Annotated in this window: 16 protein-coding genes; 10 read left to right on the forward strand and 6 right to left on the reverse strand. The window is 38.8% G+C overall.

Features of this window, described 5'->3' with window-relative positions; genetic code table 11:
• Positions 1-2: 2 nt before the first annotated feature.
• From BV902_RS07405 to BV902_RS07420, 4 genes are all read left to right on the forward strand, one after another.
• Positions 3-1,616, forward strand: coding sequence for a RagB/SusD family nutrient uptake outer membrane protein (locus tag BV902_RS07405; RefSeq protein ID WP_075991383.1), 1,614 nt, complete (start codon positions 3-5; stop codon positions 1,614-1,616).
• 18 nt (positions 1,617-1,634) lie between these two features.
• Positions 1,635-2,318 (forward strand): hypothetical protein, encoded by a 684-nt coding sequence (locus BV902_RS07410; RefSeq protein ID WP_075991384.1) that lies wholly within the window; start codon positions 1,635-1,637, stop codon positions 2,316-2,318.
• An 8-nt stretch (positions 2,319-2,326) separates the two neighbouring features.
• Complete coding sequence (locus BV902_RS07415) at positions 2,327-3,316, forward strand: DUF5007 domain-containing protein (protein ID WP_075991385.1); 990 nt, start codon at positions 2,327-2,329, stop codon at positions 3,314-3,316.
• 189 nt (positions 3,317-3,505) lie between these two features.
• Positions 3,506-4,411: an AraC family transcriptional regulator gene (locus tag BV902_RS07420; protein WP_075991386.1), complete on the forward strand. Its 906-nt coding sequence runs from the start codon at positions 3,506-3,508 to the stop codon at positions 4,409-4,411.
• Between the two features lie 34 nt (positions 4,412-4,445).
• Here BV902_RS07420 and BV902_RS07425 read toward each other — a convergent pair whose 3' ends face one another.
• Complete coding sequence (locus BV902_RS07425) at positions 4,446-7,085, reverse strand: alpha-L-rhamnosidase (protein WP_172840652.1); 2,640 nt, start codon at positions 7,083-7,085, stop codon at positions 4,446-4,448.
• Between the two features lie 223 nt (positions 7,086-7,308).
• Here BV902_RS07425 and BV902_RS07430 point away from each other — a divergent pair, with 223 nt between their 5' ends.
• From BV902_RS07430 to BV902_RS07450, 5 genes are all read left to right on the forward strand, one after another.
• A complete protein-coding gene (locus BV902_RS07430) occupies positions 7,309-7,752 on the forward strand; it encodes an SRPBCC family protein (RefSeq protein WP_075991388.1) in 444 nt (147 codons plus the stop codon).
• 504 nt (positions 7,753-8,256) lie between these two features.
• On the forward strand, positions 8,257-8,469 hold the full coding sequence (locus tag BV902_RS07435; RefSeq protein ID WP_075991389.1) for a hypothetical protein: 213 nt from the start codon (positions 8,257-8,259) through the stop codon (positions 8,467-8,469).
• A gap of 80 nt (positions 8,470-8,549) precedes the next feature.
• Positions 8,550-9,398 (forward strand): TraB/GumN family protein, encoded by an 849-nt coding sequence (locus BV902_RS07440; RefSeq protein WP_075991390.1) that lies wholly within the window; start codon positions 8,550-8,552, stop codon positions 9,396-9,398.
• A 36-nt stretch (positions 9,399-9,434) separates the two neighbouring features.
• Positions 9,435-10,196, forward strand: coding sequence for an SDR family NAD(P)-dependent oxidoreductase (locus tag BV902_RS07445; protein ID WP_075991391.1), 762 nt, complete (start codon positions 9,435-9,437; stop codon positions 10,194-10,196).
• Between the two features lie 138 nt (positions 10,197-10,334).
• Positions 10,335-11,243, forward strand: coding sequence for a DUF6268 family outer membrane beta-barrel protein (locus tag BV902_RS07450; RefSeq protein ID WP_075991392.1), 909 nt, complete (start codon positions 10,335-10,337; stop codon positions 11,241-11,243).
• Here BV902_RS07450 and BV902_RS07455 read toward each other — a convergent pair whose 3' ends face one another.
• The 3 genes from BV902_RS07455 to BV902_RS07465 form a co-directional block, all read right to left on the reverse strand.
• On the reverse strand, positions 11,244-11,972 hold the full coding sequence (locus BV902_RS07455) for a LytR/AlgR family response regulator transcription factor (protein WP_075991393.1): 729 nt from the start codon (positions 11,970-11,972) through the stop codon (positions 11,244-11,246).
• A 9-nt stretch (positions 11,973-11,981) separates the two neighbouring features.
• Entirely contained in the window at positions 11,982-12,887 is a 906-nt protein-coding gene (locus BV902_RS07460; RefSeq protein ID WP_172840653.1) for a sensor histidine kinase, read from the reverse strand.
• A gap of 204 nt (positions 12,888-13,091) precedes the next feature.
• Entirely contained in the window at positions 13,092-13,688 is a 597-nt protein-coding gene (locus tag BV902_RS07465) for a porin family protein (protein ID WP_075991395.1), read from the reverse strand.
• 251 nt (positions 13,689-13,939) lie between these two features.
• Between BV902_RS07465 and BV902_RS07470 the strand changes: the two genes are divergently transcribed.
• Positions 13,940-14,875, forward strand: a complete 936-nt coding sequence (locus tag BV902_RS07470; RefSeq protein ID WP_075991396.1) for a hypothetical protein — start codon at positions 13,940-13,942, stop codon at positions 14,873-14,875.
• Positions 14,876-14,998: 123 nt separating this feature from the next.
• Here BV902_RS07470 and BV902_RS07475 read toward each other — a convergent pair whose 3' ends face one another.
• Positions 14,999-16,762: a hypothetical protein gene (locus tag BV902_RS07475; RefSeq protein WP_075991397.1), complete on the reverse strand. Its 1,764-nt coding sequence runs from the start codon at positions 16,760-16,762 to the stop codon at positions 14,999-15,001.
• 352 nt (positions 16,763-17,114) lie between these two features.
• Positions 17,115-18,461: an alpha-L-fucosidase gene (locus BV902_RS07480; RefSeq protein WP_075994665.1), complete on the reverse strand. Its 1,347-nt coding sequence runs from the start codon at positions 18,459-18,461 to the stop codon at positions 17,115-17,117.
• Positions 18,462-18,470 lie beyond the last annotated feature (9 nt).

Below are 18,470 nucleotides of genomic sequence, written 5' to 3' on the forward strand. Positions count from 1 at the left end.
CGATGAAAAGATTTTTTTTAAACTATAGACTAGCTGTGCTACTGATGCTGGTTTTCTTGCTAGGGTCATGTAAAAAGTTTTTGGTGGAAGAACCTGTCAATTCAACCTTCGCGGGTGCGTATTGGAAAAGCTCCGGCGATTTGAGAAGTGCTATGGCAGGTAACTATGCCTTGGTACGGGATGTGATGAATTCAGGTAACTGGAATCCGAGTCCTCGATACTTTATGTATGGCGATGCAATTGCCAAGAATTATTTTACAATCCAGTATAATGGCGATGGTCTGGAAGGAATTCAAGACGGAGATTTCACATTTCAATACAACGTAGAAAACTTCGGAGACTGGACCAAGTATTATAAAGCGATTACAATGAGCAATATCCTTATTAATCGAGTTCCTAAGGTAGCGGACGACTTGCTGACCGATGTGACCAATCCGACGAAATTCAAAAATGAGATGCTCGGAGAGGCCTATTTTTTACGGGCGTTCACTTATTTTATGATGCTACGTGTTTGGGGAGATGTCCCCTTGGTAACTGAAGAATACGATGATCCTATTTCTGCTCCAGAATTAGCACGAAGTACCAAAAAAGAGGTTATGGCGCAGATTGAGAAGGACGCACTGTTGGCACATGAACTGCTACCTTGGCAATATTCACTTGTTGGGAATGCGAAAGTTACAGCCAATAAAGGCGCGGTGAATGCATTGTTAGCACATTTTTACCTTTGGAAGGCAACAATGAGCGATGTCAATTCAAACCAACCGGATCTCGAAACGGTAGACAAAGCCGATAAGGCCATCGATGAAATCTTAAATAATGGTATGTATTCATTGACCGATACATCTAATTATTACAAGACTTTCGAAGGACTTTCGAGTGAAGGTATTTTTGAAATTGCAATGAGTGAAAATACGCGTGAAGGAACCAATCAACATATTGCCAATATGTTTTTGAGAACAGCGCAGCTGGCAACTACTGGAACAAATTCGAGGTGTTATGTCAATTCAGATTATCTGACAAATCATTTTTATAAGATAGACCAAGTTTGGGATTGGTATTGGAATACAAGTTTGCAGCAGTGGGAGTGGAAAGCGATGCCTTCACAAGTCTTTGACGATAGTGATATTCGCTGTCGACGTAATTTTACAGATTTAAACAGCGATAAAGCTACTTGCATAAAATATCAAAATGTTGTCTACCGTAATCCCTCACAAAAGCAAGATCCTTATGTTAGCAATAATTTGATTGTCTTTAGGTTAGCGGATATGCGCTTGTTGAAAGCCGAAATTGCACTCTATAGAAATCAAGTCTCCAAAGCGATCGATATCATCAACGAATTTAGAAAAAGGAATGGCGCCGATGAATCTGCATTCGTGGATAATACATCGAGTAAAGACGATGTCATGTACGAATATATTATTGAAAGAGGTAAGGAACTTTATCTCGAAGGGCATATTTTTTATGATCTATTGCGAACAAGGCAATACAGCAATTTTGTTCCATGGCTTTCAGAATCCCGTTTTCGTCAGGAAGGATTCTATTGGCCGATTAATCCAGCCCTATTCAAAAATAATAACAAGTTGACACAGACCTCTTACTGGAGAGGAAAGGTTTAAGCACTAACTAAAAGAATTATGAAAAAGATAACAGGATTGTTTGCGTCGTTATTGATCTTTCTTTTTGCTTGTAAGAAAGATAATTACAAAGTAGATGGAGGAAAGAGCGACGCCCACGTGAATCAGACAACCTATGATTTTTTAAAGCAGCACGGAAGCTTTGATTCATTGGTTAAGATTATAGATCGCGCTGGTATTAAAGATATTGTCAATTCGGATGTCACTTTCTTTGCTACGAGTGATTATGGCGTACGGGATTATGTAGCCGCCAAAAAACAACAAAAGATCATTGAAGTAGGAAACGAAAATATTCAGTTCGGGATAAATAACATCCCAGTCAAGGAACTACGTGATTCGATGATGATTTATCTATTCGATGGAAAGATTACAAGAGAGAATCTCAGCCCGGATAATAAATATTTTGTGAGCAAGCTTGGCGCGATCCCAAATGTCAGGTTCAATATTAAGTTGCGTAGAACACGTGATTACAGCGATTATTTGGATTATGTAGACTATCTCAATTTTACAAAGGTTATCGGGACTCTTGATGCTGAAGAACCAGATTATAATGCGATTCCCAAAGATCAGCTCGATAAATCCTATGATTGTCAAACCTCAGGAATTATTACGACGACAGGTGTATTGCATGTATTGCAAAACACACATCGTTTATTTTTTAACGCCGGAAAAATGGCTGACTAAAAACAGATATGAAAACGAATTTAAAAATTTTATATAGCCTAGTGTTTGTTTTTACACTGACTTCTGGGTGCAAAAAAATTGAAAACGGTTTTTTGAGTGAAGGTATCCGTTATAAAGACAATACCATCTTTTGTAAACGTGGGATGTCGCTTACGATGTCTGACCGTATCAATACGGATGGCTCCACTCCGCCCTATACATTCGAATTGTTAAATTTAAAGGATGAAGCAACAGGTCAGCCCGCACCGGATGTCTTTTTTAAAGAATTTGACATTTTAACCTTTAAGCCTGGTTTAGTATTCAATGCCGAGACAGATACCACGGTTGAGCTTCTCAATAAAAAGAGAGAAACAGTAAAAAAGGCTCCGATGGAATTCAATACCGTCAGTGGACAGCTGGTTTTTAATCGAGCTTCTGCCAACCTACCTCTAGGGCGTTTTAATTTTGATGTCAAAATGACCAATCCAAGAGGAGAACGGGTATTCCCTAAATTGGCAACCATTGAGATTGTAGAGCCCACGATTGATGATATGTTTAAAGTAACATATCAGGCGGCGTCAGGATCAAGTGCTGCTGAAGTTTTTACTGGGATCACGGCTCCAAAGGTGACTTGTACAAAAATTTCAAACGATGGCGCTCGTGTTATTCTAAAGATCGTCGATAAAAATGGAAATGCATTCAATCCTAAAAATGGAGAAGTGATCAAAAGAGGGGATCGTCCGATGTTTGAATCTCATGTGAAGTTTAATCCCGTACAGGTTACAGATAATTCAATGATCTGTGATTTTGAAGTAGCCCCCTTTCCATTGGCTAAATTAATTGGAAAAGATGGAACAGATTGGGGATTTCTCAATTATTATCGCATCCCAATGAAGTATGCACAGATAGATGGGTTGAGTGCTAATAATGTTAACCCCGTATTTGGATTCCAACTATTGATGGAAGGTACTTATGAGGTTCAGGTGAAACTGCCAACAGTAACGCGTATAACACAATAACGATTAGGGGGGGGCAAAGCGGGGCTCCCCTTGTTTTTAATAGATCCAAAAGATCAAAGTGCAAAAATTATCCAATAATGAGCAAATCTTGATATTTTATTTGATCTCAGATTGACGTATAATAAATATGTTGTGTTTGTTATTTATATTTAGTAAACCAATGTTGAGTACCCTAAATACCGACGCACTATGAAAACACTACAGTTTAATATCCCCGTGATACAAGGACAGAGTATAACTGTTCAAGAGGATATATCGGAATCTTTCTACCCGCATTTGCATCGTCATCAAGAAGCGCAACTGATGTGGATTACAAAGGGAAGAGGTGTATTGCTCGTGGATGAAACCTTGCATAGCTTTAAAGAAAACGATATCTTCTTCATTGGCGCGAACCAGGCGCATGTATTTAAATCTGTTTCCGAAGATAAGGCGAGCGATGCGGCACGTTCGATTTCCATATTTTTTGATCCTGCTGGGAGATTAAAACAGCTCTTTATGTTGGGCGAATTTGAACCATTGGAGCAATTTTTAAAACAGGATTCCAGGGGGTTTAAGATTCCTAAGATGGATTTCGAAGTGGTATCTAAGCGTATTATGTTGTTAAAACAAGCCGAAAAGATAGATAAAATGATGCATTTCTTTTATTTGTTAAGAACACTATCTCAAATTTCAAAGAGAACAGATTCACTCTGTCCTGAACCCATGGAGGCTGCCGTCTGTTTGATTGGAAAAAATAACCGAATTGAAAAGGTTTGTCATTATATCAATACACATTTTAAACATGGGCTTACTTTAGAGAGTGTAGCAGAAAGTGCACACTTGTCGCCACAGGCATTCTGCCGTTATTTCAAAAAACACTGTGGAATTACCTTAGTTGGTTATCTAAACCGGATACGAATTAATGAGGTTTGCAGTCAATTGGGAAAAGATCATTTACATTTGGAAAATATCTCATTTATCGCTTATAACTGTGGCTTCAATAGCATTACAAATTTTAACCGCGTATTTAAACAGATTATCGGTTGCACACCGAAAGAGTATATTATGCGCTATGATCAGCGGCATACAGAAAATACAATTGTTTCATATGTTTAGTTTAAGGCCACGTCGTGTGACGTGGCTTTTATGCTTATTTGACACTACTTTCAAAATGATAAGTACCCGAACCTATATTGTGGCTGGAATCAACGAGTACAATTTTTGCCCGTGTATTTACCGGAACGGTGACATCTAGTTTCAATAGATTATTCTCTAACAGCCAGACCGATTTTACCGTACCGTACACCGTTTCAAGTTCTGCAGATGCATGTGTTAATTTACCACCCGGTTTTGGAGCAATAACGATTGATTTATAACCCGGAGCATCTGCTGCCGAGTTAATTCCAGCTATTGTTCGATACATCCAGTCACCAATGGCGCCATAGGCGTAATGGTTATAGGAATTCATGTCTGGAGTTTGAAAAGATCCATCAGGTTTAATACCATCCCATCTTTCCCAGATGGTGGTAGCGCCCATTTTCACGGGGTAGAGCCAAGAGGGATAACTCTCTTGCATCAATAGATCGTATGCAACGTCATTGTGTCCAAATCGAGTCAAGACATGGCATATATAAGGGGTGCCCAAGAAACCTGTCGTGAGGTGGTTGCCATAATCCCGGATGTTGGCAACAAGGCGGTCAGCACAAGCAGATCGTAGCTCTTCAGGCAACATATCAAATTGCAGTGCCAGTACATAAGCCGTCTGTGTACCGGATACTAGGCGACCTGTTGGAGTCATATACTCCTTTGCAAAGGCTGCTTTGATGTTAGAAAGTAATGCCGTGTATTTGGCAACGTCTTCTTTTTTGCCTAAGACCTCCGCTGCGTTAATCAGTAGTTGCGTCGAGTGAGCATAAAAAGTCTGTGCGATTAGATATTTATCGGTTACAGCGGCTCTTCCATCATTATCATCATTCGGACGGTAAAAAAGCCAATCCCCAAAATGAAAACCTGAATTCCAGAGATTATTTTTCGCAACAGAAGTAATATAACCCACCCATTTTTGCATACTTTCGTATTGTGTTTCTAATATTCTGCGATCTCCATAAGCGCGGTACATATCCCAAGGAATAATTGTGGCTACATCGGCCCAACCAGCTGATGCGCCATCATTGATCCCAAGTACATTTGGTACGACATGAGGAATGAGTCCGCTGGGTTGTTGGTCAGCTTTGACATCCTTTAGCCATTTCGTAAAGAATCCTGCTACATCCATGTTGTAAGCCGCGGTATTCGCGAAAGCTTGTGCATCGCCTGTCCAACCTAGGCGTTCATCGCGTTGTGGACAGTCGGTAGGTACATCTACGAAATTTCCTTTTTGTCCCCATTGAATATTGTGCTGCAATTGGTTGATTAGGGGATTGGAAGTCGTAAATTTACCCGTCGTCGCCATATCAGAATACAGAGCCACGGCCGTTAGATCATCGGATTTTAATTCTCCGGGATAGCCCTCAACTTTAACATACCTAAAACCCTGAAAAGTAAAATGTGGTTCAAAGACTTGTTCGGCCCCGCCTTTTAAAATATAGCTGTCCTGAGCCTTGGCAGATCGTAGATTTGTTGTATAAAAATTACCTTCTTTAGTAAGTACTTCAGCATGACTTAGTGTAATCTTTGTTCCAGTAGGGCCCTGTGCCTTCAAAATCACCCATCCCACCAAATTTTGCCCAAAATCTACCACAGTTTCCCCTTTTGGGGTTTTAAAAATGCTGAGGGCTTTAAACTGTTCATGTTTCCTAACATGAGGACCGCTCATCGCGATAAGCTTTTCCGTTCCTTTGTTCATCACATTTACATTCTTCCAGTTGCTATCTTCTTTAAAATCAATATTATCCCATCCAGTAATCTCCATTCTAGCATCGTAAATCTCTCCATCATAGATATCCGACGCCATAATAGGCCCATAAGTATACTTCCAGTTCTCATCCGTATTTATTGTTTCCTTTGTGCCGTCGGTATATTCGACCTCAAGTTGTAAAAGCAGTCCCCGTGTATCGCCATAGAAATTATGCTGATTTCCAAATCCAATACGGCCTTTATACCAGCCATTGCCGAGACTTGCGCCCAGCACATTCGAACCGACCCTAAGCAATGCTGTAACATCGTAAACTTGGTATTGCAACTGGTTCTTGTAGCTGGTCCATCCCGGAGCAAAATATGTGTCACTTATACGAGCGCCATTAAGCTTGGCTTCGTATAGGCCTTTTGCCGTAATATAGGCCATCGCTGATTTTATCTTTTTTTTCAGGCTGAATTCTTTTCTGAAAAGTGGACTTCGGGACGAAGTGTCCTTTCCTGAGACAGTGATCCATTGTGCAGACCAATCTGAGGTTGAGATTCCCATTTGAAAGAATCCTATTGTGGACCAGGCAGATGTATTGCCATGATTGTCTTTTACCCGGACTTGCCAAAAATATTTTTTCTTTGACTGAAGGGGAGATCCCGCGTAGTCAATTAACACAGATTGATCTGTGGAAGAACGATGTTTCCAAACGAGATCTTTATCTTTATTTAAGAAAACTTTGTCTGTTCCCACTCGAATTTCATATTCGGCTTGTTGTGTGTTTTTCTCCGTAGAGGTTATTTTCCAGCTCAATCTCGGAATCTCGGTTTCGATGGCTAATGGATTGCTCAGATGTTCTACCTTTAGGTCAATTACCGCTAGTTTTTGAGCGAAAGTGGAGAAATTTAGTACGATCAGAAATCCTAATATTCCTAATTTTTGAAGCATAGTCTTCATAGATGGTTTTATATTTGATTAGTAATCTGTTGCTTGGAGTATAAAAGTATATAGCTATTATCCGCAATAAATTTTATATAAGCGTCATGTACTATCCTGACACTGAAGAAAAACTTGTCTTATGCTAAGGTCGATTGGAAAATCTATCTATAAATTCGTTAATAATAACGGAAAATCGAGGCCGTGTGTACTATTCAAAAAATAAAAATTGACAATGGAAAATTATAGTCAAACGATCCAGTTGGGTGTAACAAAGGATCGGGTTTTTAAAGCACTAACCGATGAAATACCATTTTGGTGGACAACCATGTTTGAGGGCTCTTCCAATAAGAAGGAGGATAGATTTACAATTCGCTTTGGCGATCTTATTTACAAAGTAATGCAAGTGGAAGACTTATATGAAAATGCAAAAGTTGTTTGGCATGTCGAAGATTCCTTGATAGCCCTTCCTGGATTGAAAAATCAAAAAGAATGGATTGGCACAACGATCGTTTGGGACATCACTGAAAAAGAAAACGGGGTTGTGTTGCAACTTGAACATATTGGCTTATCCCCTGAAATCGAATGTTATGCTATTTGTACAGATGGATGGCGACAATTTGTGAAAAGTTTAGAAGCATATATTGAAACAGGTAAAGGACAGCCTTTTTCGAATTGATCTTTGCTAGCATACCAAAATAATAAACTATGAGCCTGCCCTTGGGGGCTCCAGCATCTGTTTCTCCTTCGAGATTAATAATCCCTAAATCATTACCGCTATAATTTTTCTTTCTCCAAAAATACCATAGACTTGATTCTAAGCTGTCTATCACATATCCATTGGATCCCCGCTCATCTTCAGATTTACTCCTGATGTTATGTAGAATGACACGGTCGAAATAAAACCACTCCACTGTGGAAAAATTGATTGGATCTGAATTCAATGGAACTAGGATAGCTACTATAATTTCTGGTGGAAGCTTTGTTAATTTTTTTGATTAATTTATGAAAATAACAATTAAATTAATAATCTGATTAATGAAATATTTAAAATTATTTACGATATTTGAATGAATTATAAAACTGCAAGAAAATAAAAATTAACATGCTTTCTGAACGATTGCTGGCCTATAAGACCTGTATCGATTTGTAAGATAAGTATTTCTAGAATTGAATAAAAACAATGGAGTATTTTTCCCAACTTGGATACCATTCTAACGAAATCGTAAAATTCGCTGCCGCTAGCGGAATCTTTTCCCTACTTTTAAAATGTGGTGAAGTAATCCATTTTACACCACAAGATCCGGAGCATTTTAGAGCCTGGTTGATTGAAAAAAATATCGAAGATATTAAAAGCGAAAAACAGCAACGAGAATTTTTGGGGACTAGCATTTAATACCATAAACAGTAGATAATATTTTGGTGAAAAGCCAAAAATTATATTTTTTTATATAAAAAATCAATTTATACGATCTTATGAAAAAGACATTACTTCTATTGGCGCTGCTGATTTGTATGACCATTAATAGCTTTGCCCAAGGCAGTTCGATGTTATGGAAAATTTCCGGTAATGGTCTAAAGCAAGATTCTTATTTGTTCGGTACGATCCATATGTTGTGTCAAGACGACTTTGTCATCAAACAGAAGAATTTAGATGCACTCAATGCTAGTAAAAAGGTAGTTTTTGAAGTTGATCTTTCTAAACCAGAAAATGCAAAATCTCTACAGGCATTTACTGTTTCGGATCCGAATTTTATAAAGTCATTTTCTGAAGACGATATCAAAAAGATGGACAGCGTGTTGATCGCACAGCAGCTTTCAATCAAATTGTTGGATTATGTATCACCTGTTGCTGTTATATCCTTGTTCTCGATGAAAGGATTTAATTGCCCGGATCCTACAAAGATGAAGTCTTATGAGGTTGAGCTGTCAGCACTTGCGACCAGCCAAGGAAAGGTAATAGGAGAGTTGGAGACACCTGATTTTCAATTTAATTTGCTGAAGGATCTCATTACACCTAAATTGTTCATGGAATCTGTTTTTCAGTTGGAGGAATACCCTGCATTGACCGTTAAGATGGTTCAAGCTTATAAATCAGAGAATTTGGAAGAGTTGACAAAATTGCTCCAAGATCCAGCCTGGATGACGAAAGAACAAAAAGAAAAATTGTTAATTGGGAGAAATTTGAATTGGAGTAACCTGATACCCCCTATGATCAATGAAGAATCCTGTTTTATTGCCGTTGGCGCAGGGCATTTGGCCGGTGATCAGGGGCTGATTACCTTACTCCGAGAAAAAGGATTCAAAGTAGAGGCCGTAAAATAAATCTTATCTTAGTGGATATTTAAAACTAAGAAAAAAATGGCATCCGAGCACAACAAAACAGTAGAGATATTGAAAACAGGTGGCAAGACATATTTGATTTTTGGTATAAGTAGGGGATTAGGCAGAGCTATAGCGTTGAATTTGCCAAATGAGAATGATCTAATATTTGGTATTTCCAGGAATGAACCAAATTATTTAAGTGCCAATTCAGACATCCGATGGATTGCTACCGATCTATCCCAACCGAAAGAATCTTCGGAGATGATAAAGGCGATAATAGGAAATCAGCGGATTGATTATTTTATCTATAATGTTGGGATATGGGAAAAAGATGCATTTACGGAAGCGTATAATTTTGCAGATAGCAGCGCCTCCGAAATAATAAACTTAATCAATACGAATATTACGTCTTGCATTTTAAATGTACAGTCGGTAATAGATAATTTAAGACAATCGTCCAACGCTAAGATTATATTGATTGGTTCTACTTGGGGTTTAGATAACCACAGTGGAAAAGAAGTTGCATTCTCTGCGACAAAGTTTGCATTACGTGGTGTTGTCCATTCCTTACGAGAAAACCTTAGAAAAGATAAAATAGGTGTTTCCATATTAAATTTGGGCTATTTAGCGACAGAATTTGATCATAATGAAACCATAGAAAACGTTATTGTACAAACACAAGGTAATCTTATTCCCCTGCAAGATGTAATCCAAGCATTACGATTTATTATCTCTACTTCAGCGGCAAGCTGTGTAAAGGAAATTAATATGCCGGCAATGTGTGATTTCAATCTATAACATTGCTTTTGATCCGCACTTCTTGCCGTTATAAATTTTTTGACATCGCGATAAATTTGCATTTGGTCAACGTATACATGCACTATATCAAAAAGATTGGTGCTTGAGCCGTCCAAAAGCTTCCTTTGTTGAAAAAACATGAGGAAACAAGTATTATGTGCAGTTATACTCAGCGGTTTTACTACGCTGGCTGCACATGCTCAAAATGCAGTATCGGGACAGGTTGCTGTGGATTATGTCCCACTATCAAATTATATTCGCCCTGAAGATAGTGTTAAGACAGGTTCAAAGAGCGATTTTAGGAGAATACAGTTTAACCTGGAAGTTCCATTATCTACCAAAATAGATTCTTCTGGCAATATAAAACGCTGGTCCTGGAAGATAGGGGCAGCTTATGCAAAGATGGAAAATAGAGGGTACGAAGAGCCCTTATTCCCGACTGAAATGCTCAATGCTGAAATGGGACTTCAATACCTGACCTCATTAAGGAAAAATTGGTCTCTATTGACTTTTGCCTCCGTTGGGATTTATTCAGACCTCGTTAAAGTAAATGGTAAGGATGTACTGGGGCAGGGGGGAGTGCTTTTTATCAAAAAATTTAGACCGAATTTAGCTTTTGGTTTTGGCCCTGTGTTGAGCAATAGTTTTGGCGTGCCAATGATCTTACCTGGCTTGTATTTTGACTGGAAAACAAATGGAAAAGTGAAGTTCAATGTGAATTTCCCACAGGGTCTTTCCGCATCCTATCACCTCAATGAAATGGTTGATCTTCGTGCTGTCGTTAATCTAGATGGTATGACTGCAGAGCGAGAAAAAAATGGGAAATCTACTTTGGCCGGTTTTATGTTATTGACAGCTGGGCTTCAGCCTCAGTTCAATTTGGGCAAGAGCCTGAAGCTCCAGCTGACCGGCGGAAGCACACTTGCTAGATTGTATGTAGAAAATGATAGGTCGCTGAAAAGTTTATTCAAGAACAAAAGTCAGGCGGACCCCCGGTTTTCTCCAACCTTCTATACTTCCGTAGCACTTAAATGGAATATGCCTTAATCATCTGCTGAGGAGCTTCTTAAAAACAACATTTTGGAGAAGCTCCTCTCTTTTTGTACGCGATATCGGTAATTCTTGTTCCTGTATATATACTCTCCCTCCAGTAATAATATCAATGTGGTTTACATTGACTAGGTAGGATTTGTGAATACGAAAAAAATGGTTGCCGGGTAATGCCTCTTCCAAAGCTAACATGGTTTGATGGATTGTAATTGTACGTTCTTTAAAGTGAAGTTTTGTATAATTTTGCATACTTTCCGCGTACAGAATATCTGTCCAGGAGATTTTAACAAAAGCATCCCCCTGTCTTACAAATAACATATTGTCATTCGGACTACTTTCCTGTAAGGGTTTGTTCCGCTGTACAAAAAGCTGATAAGCTTTGGTGCTGGCCTGATAGAAACGCTGGAAAATTATAGGTTTGAGCAGGTAATCAACAGCTTGAAGTCTGAATCCTTCCAAGGCATATTCTGAATAAGCTGTGATGAAGATACATAAAGGCGGGTTTTCAAGGGAGTCTAAAAAGTCTATACCATTGAGATAGGGCATATTAATATCTAAAAAAATAAGATCTATATCGCCCTGCTGTAACCTCGAAGTTGCAGCTAGTGCTGAAGGAAATGTTTCCACTAAATCCAAAAAATCGATCTGCTCGGTCATTTCGGCAATATGTTGGCGCAGCATAGGTTCATCGTCTACGATGATACATTTCATTTTAATTTCTTCCATTGTCAATAGTTAGCTGTTAAGATCGATGGTCAGTTGTATAGTAAAACTGTCGTCAAGTTTATGGATTGTTAACGAATAGTTGTTTTCATATTGCAGTTCCAGTCTTTTTTTTACATTTTCCAGCCCTATGCCCGAGTGTCCTGTCGAAGCTAATTGCGGATAGTCCTGATAACTATTACTGATGTTGAATTGAAGTTTTCCTTTTTCCTCAGCACAGGATAGCGCTATACTTCCTTTTTGATTTGGAAGGCGGTTTACGTGTTTAAATGCGTTTTCGACAAAACAGATAAGCATCAATGGTGCAATATATAAATCCTTTGAAGATTGATTCCATGAACAGCTTACATCCAGTTCGTTACCCCACCGCATTTTTTCTATGGCTATAAAATCCTGTAAATATTGCAGTTCGCGTGTTAAAAGTACGAGCGGTTGGTTGCACTCATAGAGCTGATACCTCAGAATGTCAGAAAATTTCAGAAGCAAATAATCGGCCATTTCCACATTCTTTTTCATGAGGATGTGAATATGGTTCAAGACATTAAACATAAAATGAGGATTGACCTGATCCTGTAAAAATTTTACCTGACTTTCAAGAAAATTCTGCTGCAATTGACCATGGATACGTTGAATATCTGCATGTTCCTGATAAAATCTAATTCCGCAGGCCGTACCATTGATCAGTAGGGAAGATGGAATTGCTTGATAGAAATGAGTGAGTATTAGCTCTGTCCGTTCATGGTTAGCTATTCCTTCTTTGGTGAGAATGAAATAGAAATCTATACTTCCAATTAAAATAGCTAAAATAACTACAAAAAGCACTGCTTTTAGTACAAAAGGTTTCATTTGTTGAGCCTTGATCGCTCGCGGTAGAACCCGGTCGCTCAGCCACTGCGATACAATAATCGAAGAAGCCATGATTAGCGAGGTGTGCAGTAAAGCCTGGAGCGAATCGAACTCGCCTTTTATTTGAATCCATACAGCAAACCCAAGAACGAACCAAAAAGAAATGAGAAAAAGATGTTTATTTAAATAGTTTTTTTTGAACATATGACGATTTAAAAAAAATACCTTTGGAGCCTGATTCCTAGGTAGCTCCAAAGGTAAAACTTATTCATTGTTTTAGAAGATAAAGTAACCCAATCCAATAGAAAATGCCTGTGGTTTGGATTTAAAAGATTTATTAAGGTCAGAAAAACCGCGTTCATAACGAACATCGAGTGTAAATCGCTGAATATCGACTCCCAGACCGCCGGTAACTTGTAAGTTTGATTTGTCAAAATGTTTGATTCCTTGTTGTATTGCTTTGAGAGGTGGCAAATTGTCGTTTAACGTATAGCTGTAAATTGCACCAGCTAATACTCGGAAATTGATGTCCTGATTTTGGTAGATTTTGTAGCCTGCAACAACGGGGATATCAATCGCATTCCATTTGAGTTTGCTTTCGGTTTGCCCTTGCGGTTTAAGTGCTGCTTTACGTTTATTGAAAAGAGCTTCACCCTGGATATAGGCTCTTCCAAGATTAACTCTTGCCATACCCCCTACGTGTAACCCTATGGCATATTTGTCATCTAAATCTGCTAATTCGGTATTGAGTTTGTTGAGACTACTTCCCCCTTTAATACCCAATTGAATGAAAGGTTGCTCCTGAGCAAACAGTGTTTTGCTAAACATCATGGCAAATAATACGATGCATGATAAAATTGCGTTTTTATTCATTTTATATTGTTTTAATTTGTCCAAAAGAACAAAGGATCAATTCCTTGGCAAAAAGAGTTTGACGAACGGCATTTTTGTAGTGACGAAGGTTAATATAGGGATGATTAATCTGTCAAGATTTCTATTTGTTTGTCAAGATTTCTGGCTTAAGCGTATTTTTTTCAGGATTGATGGGAAAAGGTCTATTGTTTTTTTTTAACTTACAAGATAGATTTTGTTTGGTCAATTGTGTTGTACAAATAATCGATTTCATGAAAAATCCATTGAAGCGAACGTTTTCCTTTTCCTATCTGGTATGGCCGTTTTGTCTGCTTATACTAACATCCTGTTCTAAAGAAGGACTTAATTCACAAGGAGGTCTAATAGATCCCGGTTTTAAAGCTGTCAACTTACAAACCGGAATCAAGGAAAATGTAATTCCGATCAAAGCGGATTTATGGTATGTATCCTATGTCAAAGATGCCCTTACAGGAGAAATATTGAAAGATTCCACTGGAAAAAAGCTCAAATTGGAGCGTACGGGCTCAATTGGAGTTGACGGCGGGTGGCTACAGTTGGAAAAAACAATTAATAACGAGCTTAAATTGACCTTATTGGAAAATTTTAGTGATCAGCCCAGGAATTTTGCTATTGGCATATTATCAGCGGATAAAATGGATGAAGTGAATTTTATTCAAACTAGGGCTGATGGATATGAGTTGGTCAAAAAAGAAATCAACGAACTGAAAGAAAGCCGGAAAATCTATGTCAGTACCGAAGGGTGTACTGCGATGAATCTGGTAAATAGCTCAAATCGAGAGCGAAAAGTCGATATCACTGCCATTTTTAAGGACGTAAAGTATAGTTCCGAATTCATAAGTGACAGCTACGGCGCTTTTGACTGGCTCAATAAAGCAGATTCTACGATTTTCATGGATGAATTAATGGTAAATGGTGGAGTTCGCTGGCAAGGTAAAGTTCCTTACAGCAAAGGCAAAACTTTTGAAAATTATATTAAATCTGGAGATAAACAAGAATTGCTGCTCAAACCCAATGCCCAGATAACCGCGAGAGGTGAATTCAAATACCTCGAAAGAACTTGCAATTATATCTTCACGATCAAGAATAAAACATCCGGGCACGAATTCCAAGTGAAGGGTACCTGGAAGCAAAAGGTTCCGCTGACCCCACGGACTATTTTGCAATAAGATTATTTATGAGGTTTTAAGCATAACAACAATATAATGACCTTTTTGTAATTCTCGGTAAATATAAAAGCCACATCATCTGATGTGGCTTTTTTGTGTTCTGCTTAATGGCTATACAATGTCTTATTTGACTTGTGTAATTGTTCCGTTAGTAACGCTTCCCCAATTTGTAAGACTTCCATAAACAATTAATTTGGACTTACTGTTGGCAAATTCTACCTTTCCGCTACCATTAATAGTCAAGTTACCGTATACGACAACTTCACCGTCAATAACCATCTTACCATTGATAAATGAAGTGGATTTTGATCCGACAGTTCCCTGAGAAAGTGAACCTGTTACACTCAAGATACCGCTTCCGTTTACGGTAAAAGTTCCACCAATAACACCTGAGCCCACCAAATTCATTGTTGAATTGACGTTAATGTTTTGCTTCAAAGCGATTGAACCATACATATTGAATACACCGCTGTTGATGTTAACAGAATTTCCATTGATATTAAGTGTTCCACACCAGTTAAAATTCCTGTTGATATTAACGTTTGAAGCAAATGTTTTTGTATCCGAGTAGCTGGCTTCACTATTAACATTCAGGTCTCCCTGTGTACTGCCTGTGAAGGCTGGATAAGTACCATTACAGCTTGGAGTTGTTGGTTTCAGATCGATGAGTTTAAGAATTTTTAAGCCACCTTTTCCCGTTGCCACAAAAACATAGTTATCTCTACTGATCACAAAATTACTTGAACTGTTGTCAATCGCATTGAAACTTGCACTACCAATATAGTTAAAGTTGTTTTGTGTGTCAAATTGATAAGCCGCGATACCAGCGCCACCGTTGGCAACAAACACACGTTTGTCGTTTGTGGATACAGCATTGGTCACAATATCTTCCGGATCCATGTTGCTGTCATCAGGACTTACTGGAATACTAATGCGTTTATCCAGAGCTCCTGTATTGATATTATAAATACCCAAGCCCTGAGCGCCTTCAGAAGCTAAAAGATAACTGCTATAAAAATCAATAGTACGCTTTGCTGAACTTGGATTTTGACCCACATTGATTGTTTTAACAGGATCAAGATTATTGGATACAACTTTTATCCCCTGTGTTCCTGACAGCACATACACTTGATTCTGGTATGTTCTTACAGATAGGAGATCCGCAATAGTTACCGATTTTTCGATAGCACCCGAAGATTTATTGATTTTAGAAATAGCACCCGCATTACCTGAAACAGCATACTGGCTTTCGTTGTTAAAAGCAACATCTGTTGCCACATAGCTTGGCAAACCTGTATAACGATAAGCATCGGTAGGTAATCCATTCTGAAGTGGTAAAACAATAAGAACTGCAGGTGAGGTCATTTTTGCCAATACACCTTCATCTGCTGCTCCAGCTAAGAGTAGGCTATTGCCATCAACTGCCAATGAGCTTATGTCGATATTCGGCAATTTAGCATTTACGATAAGACGTGGGTTATTAATATCTGAAATGTCGATGACATCGACACCACCAAGATATCGATCGCCTTCGGTATTGTAACTTACATAAGCGTAGTTGCCCGAAACAGCAACATGCGTTGCCCGAAGCTTATTGCCTTCATAATCCGGAGGAGCGACTTGTGCGACCAATGCTAACGAGAAGTCTGGGTTTTGAGTGGCAGTGACTGTCGAACTATTGGCTGCTCGCTTACCGGATGCTAAAAGATTAGATAACGGCAATAAACCAGCATTTTGATGATCTAAACGTGCATTCAGTTGACTTGCATTATTATCAATAACAACAGACTGATTTTTAGGATCATCAATGTTATCATTGTTTTTGTTGCAGCTAATAATTGCGGTCAAGGTCAATGCTAAAAGTGGCAGGTAAAATTTCTGTTTCATAATATTATATATCTATCACAAAAGTAAACCAAAAATCTTATAGTTAAGTTTTGTTGCGGTTAATTTATAAAGCTGTAGTTGTTTTACTACTACATTTTATGCTGTGTAAACTCCTAATGAACATAAATTTTTCCATAGCTTGTTCAACTGAGTTTACCCGTATACAAAAGGGTCTGATATAAATCAGACCCTTACTTTGGAAGATGGAACTCTTTGTTTCTTCTTGCGCTGTGGTTCCCCCTTTTATATGAAGTTATTCCTTTTTTTAATTCTCATTTGAAGTTTAACATATTAAAGCTGCTTAAAGGCAGACTTCTTTATCGCTGCTCGTTGGGCAATTATTTCTTTTGGCTCAAATGTCATAAACTGCAAAGCTTTTGATGTGTGGCGTTGCTGTGGATTCAACGACATGAAAACGAATTTTAGATGTTTTGATTTTGTTAAACTTATGTATCCTTTTGTTGCCAACTGATTCACCAGAAGCAATATTTACCCAATTATTATCGATCCAGGCGGCTATGGTGTATTTTCGAATACGCTCGCCACGCTGTATTACCTCACCAAAGATGACCTGATTTACAGTTTTAGGCGTTTTCAGGTCTAGGGTAAAGTCTTTTGCTGCTTTGTTCTTAACGATTGCTATGGGATGGGATATGACAGTGGTCAATGCGCTACCAAACTCTGCTAGTCGATTAACATCCTCTTTTGGAACCAAGCCGCTCGTATCGACTACAATGCCCAGTAACATGTTGGAATTTCTGCCTACACTGGTATAGTAGGAATCCACCAGTTGATCCACCGAAAGGAGCTTCTGTCCATTTTCTTTCCAAAACCAGCCACCTTGCCAACCGGTACGCATTGGGAAATCGGCTTCCCCCGGACACCATATTGCCCCATTTGGATTGCCGTTCAAACCATCGATAACAATTGTCCCCGTAGCTGATGTCGTGAAATCCGAACGGCTCCAATTGGGATATGGTGCTCTTCCTTCTTCATTGCCTATCCATCGGATCAAATTTTTGGCATCACTTGGACCTTGAAAAACGATAGCATCAGGCTGTAGTTTTTTTAGTAACGGAGCAATATCCGGTCCGCCATCTTTTATGGGCAGTATTCCGCCATCAAACCAGATTTCAAACAGCTTACCATAATTTGACCATAATTCGGAAAGCTGCGTTTTCACCACCTCATTGTATTGCTGTTGCGTAAGTGGGCCTCCGGGTTGGACTTTACCTGGATTATTCACATGCAAATATCCATTGGCGGAAGCGCTGGCATAGATGCCAGGTCTGATGCCATATTTTTGACAGGATTGGATAAAATCCTTTACGATATCGCCTTTTCCTGCTTTCCAAGGTGATTTGCTGATATTATAGTCATGTGCTTTGGTAGGCCATAAGCTGAATCCCGAACAATGCTTTGCGACGAGCACAGCATATTTTGCACCTGCAGCTTTGGCAGCCTTGATCCATTGATCTGTGTCCAATTTGCTAGGGTTAAAGACTGAGGCAGGAGGGTGCGAGCCCCATTGTTGCCATTTATAGTCGGGGACATAGTTCACAACATCGAAGTGAAAAATTACCCCGATCTCTGCTTCAGCCCATGCTACATGGGCCGGAGAAGGGATCACTTCCTTTTGTTGGGCGTTACAAAGTAAGCCCAACAAAAGGAAGTGGATCATTAAAATATAGTTCTTCATTTTTATTAG

Source organism: Sphingobacterium sp. B29, assembly GCF_001952815.1.
GTDB lineage: Bacteria > Bacteroidota > Bacteroidia > Sphingobacteriales > Sphingobacteriaceae > Sphingobacterium > Sphingobacterium siyangense.

What these genes read in the sequence shown, in the direction of transcription:
- BV902_RS07405 (WP_075991383.1), top strand. Translation starts at nt 3, where the DNA reads ATGAAAAGATTTTTTTTAAACTATAGACTAGCTGTGCTACTGATGCTG.
- BV902_RS07410 (WP_075991384.1), top strand. Translation starts at nt 1,635, where the DNA reads ATGAAAAAGATAACAGGATTGTTTGCGTCGTTATTGATCTTTCTTTTT.
- BV902_RS07415 (WP_075991385.1), top strand. Translation starts at nt 2,327, where the DNA reads ATGAAAACGAATTTAAAAATTTTATATAGCCTAGTGTTTGTTTTTACA.
- BV902_RS07420 (WP_075991386.1), top strand. Translation starts at nt 3,506, where the DNA reads ATGAAAACACTACAGTTTAATATCCCCGTGATACAAGGACAGAGTATA.
- BV902_RS07425 (WP_172840652.1), bottom strand. Translation starts at nt 7,085, where the DNA reads ATGCTTCAAAAATTAGGAATATTAGGATTTCTGATCGTACTAAATTTC.
- BV902_RS07430 (WP_075991388.1), top strand. Translation starts at nt 7,309, where the DNA reads ATGGAAAATTATAGTCAAACGATCCAGTTGGGTGTAACAAAGGATCGG.
- BV902_RS07435 (WP_075991389.1), top strand. Translation starts at nt 8,257, where the DNA reads ATGGAGTATTTTTCCCAACTTGGATACCATTCTAACGAAATCGTAAAA.
- BV902_RS07440 (WP_075991390.1), top strand. Translation starts at nt 8,550, where the DNA reads ATGAAAAAGACATTACTTCTATTGGCGCTGCTGATTTGTATGACCATT.
- BV902_RS07445 (WP_075991391.1), top strand. Translation starts at nt 9,435, where the DNA reads ATGGCATCCGAGCACAACAAAACAGTAGAGATATTGAAAACAGGTGGC.
- BV902_RS07450 (WP_075991392.1), top strand. Translation starts at nt 10,335, where the DNA reads ATGAGGAAACAAGTATTATGTGCAGTTATACTCAGCGGTTTTACTACG.
- BV902_RS07455 (WP_075991393.1), bottom strand. Translation starts at nt 11,972, where the DNA reads ATGGAAGAAATTAAAATGAAATGTATCATCGTAGACGATGAACCTATG.
- BV902_RS07460 (WP_172840653.1), bottom strand. Translation starts at nt 12,887, where the DNA reads ATGGCTTCTTCGATTATTGTATCGCAGTGGCTGAGCGACCGGGTTCTA.
- BV902_RS07465 (WP_075991395.1), bottom strand. Translation starts at nt 13,688, where the DNA reads ATGAATAAAAACGCAATTTTATCATGCATCGTATTATTTGCCATGATG.
- BV902_RS07470 (WP_075991396.1), top strand. Translation starts at nt 13,940, where the DNA reads ATGAAAAATCCATTGAAGCGAACGTTTTCCTTTTCCTATCTGGTATGG.
- BV902_RS07475 (WP_075991397.1), bottom strand. Translation starts at nt 16,762, where the DNA reads ATGAAACAGAAATTTTACCTGCCACTTTTAGCATTGACCTTGACCGCA.
- BV902_RS07480 (WP_075994665.1), bottom strand. Translation starts at nt 18,461, where the DNA reads ATGAAGAACTATATTTTAATGATCCACTTCCTTTTGTTGGGCTTACTT.